This is a genomic window from Candidatus Methylomirabilota bacterium, from assembly GCA_036005065.1.
GTDB lineage: Bacteria > Methylomirabilota > Methylomirabilia > Rokubacteriales > DASRDR01 > DASYQW01.
In genome coordinates this window covers 1-1,576 of record DASYQW010000394.1, presented here as the reverse complement: position 1 = coordinate 1,576, position 1,576 = coordinate 1, and the positions used below count along the sequence as shown (strand labels likewise).

Here is a 1,576-nt window from a genome sequence, read left to right as displayed (position 1 = left end):
CGAGATCAGCGCGCGGTTCGGCGGCGAGATGACGCCCCAGCGCCGGCGGATGGGAGAGTTTCCCGCGGGCTGCGAGATCATCCCCAATCCCTTCAACCGCATTCCGGGCTTCATGATCCAGCAGCACCACTTCGTGCCCGGCTTCCCTCAGATGGCCTGGCCCATGATCGAGTGGGTCCTGGATACCCGGTACCGACACCTGTTCGATCGCGATCGCTGGGCGGAAGCTTCGATCGTCGTCTACGGAACCGGGGAGTCCACGCTCATCCCTGCGATGGAGTCGGTCGAGAAGGCGTTCGACAAGCTCCGGGCCTTCAGCCTGCCGTCCATGGGACCCGACGCGACGCGCCGCCACGTGGAGCTCGGCGTGCGCGGCGATCCCGCTCAGGTGGCCTTGGCCATCGAGGACATGCGGCGTCAGGTGCGGGCCGCCGGATTTGCCTTCGACGAGGGGGCCAGCCAGACGCCCCGCTGAGCCGCCTCCGCGCCGTGCCCGCCTCCTCCGAGAAAGTGACGACAGGCTTTGCGCGGGCCGGTCGCCTGCCATGATCTGGAAGCTGCCGAGCATCCTCGGAGAGCGTAGGCTCGCCGCCGGCTAGTCGAAGACGACCACGCTCCGCTTCACCTCGCCCTGGAGCAAGGCCTCGTAGGCCTGGTTCACCTCGCCAAGCGGCACCCGCCGGCTGATCAGCTCGCGGAGCTTGTACCGGCCGTCCATGAACAGGTCGATGAGCATGGGCACATCGGTGCGCTGGTGGCCGGCGCCGAAGGAGGAGCCGGTCAGCACGCGCTGCTGGAGGAGCATCGTGGGGTCGATGCTGATGCGGGTGCCGGTCGGGCAGACCCCGACGACCACCGTGGTGCCGCCCCGGTGCGTGGAGTTGAAGGCCTGCTCCACGGTTTGCTGGTAGCCCACCACCTCGAAGGCATAGTCGACGCCGCCGCCCCCGGCGATCTGCTGCACCTCGGCGACCGGGTCGCCTTTCGAGGCGTCCACCACGTGGGTGGCCCCGAACTCGAGGGCCCACTCGAGCTTCTGCTTCATCACGTCCACGGCGATGATCCGCGCCGCGCCCACGAGGCGTGCCGCCTGGATCGTGTTGAGGCCGACGCCCCCGCAGCCGAACACGGCCACGCTGGCCCCCGGGGGCACCTTGGCCTTGTTGATGACCGGCCCGGCGCCGGCGAGGACGCCGCAGCTCACCAGCGAGACCACGTCGAGCGGGGCGTCCTTGCGGATGGGAATGACGCTCGCCTCCGGCAGGACCGCTCGTGTCGCGTACCCGCCGACCTGCAGGTACTGGTGGAGCCCCTGGCCGTTCTTCCGGAAACGGAACGTGCCGTCGTGCATGAGCGAGCGGGGCTTGTCGCGCAGGGCGCAGAGCGTCGGGGTCCCGTTGATGCAGTAGCCGCACTTGCCGCACGAGGGGATGTAGCTCGAGCACACGTGGTCGCCGGGCTGCACGGACTCGACCAGCCCCCCGATCTTCTCCACGACCCCGGCCGCCTCGTGACCGAGGACCACGGGCAGCGGGTGGGGCGAGTCGCCGGACATCAGGTGATAGTCGCTGTGGCA

At 69.4% G+C, this 1,576-nt stretch carries 2 protein-coding genes; one reads left to right on the top strand and one right to left on the bottom strand.

Annotated elements, in window-relative coordinates; translation table 11 throughout:
* Positions 1–475: competence/damage-inducible protein A (locus tag VGW35_26320; GenBank protein HEV8311194.1), on the top strand; the 475-nt coding region annotated here is incomplete at its 5' end.
* A 120-nt stretch (positions 476–595) separates the two neighbouring features.
* On the opposite strand, the gene VGW35_26315 is transcribed toward VGW35_26320, so the two are convergent.
* A partial coding sequence (locus tag VGW35_26315; protein HEV8311193.1) for a Zn-dependent alcohol dehydrogenase occupies positions 596–1,576 on the bottom strand: 981 nt, incomplete at its 5' end.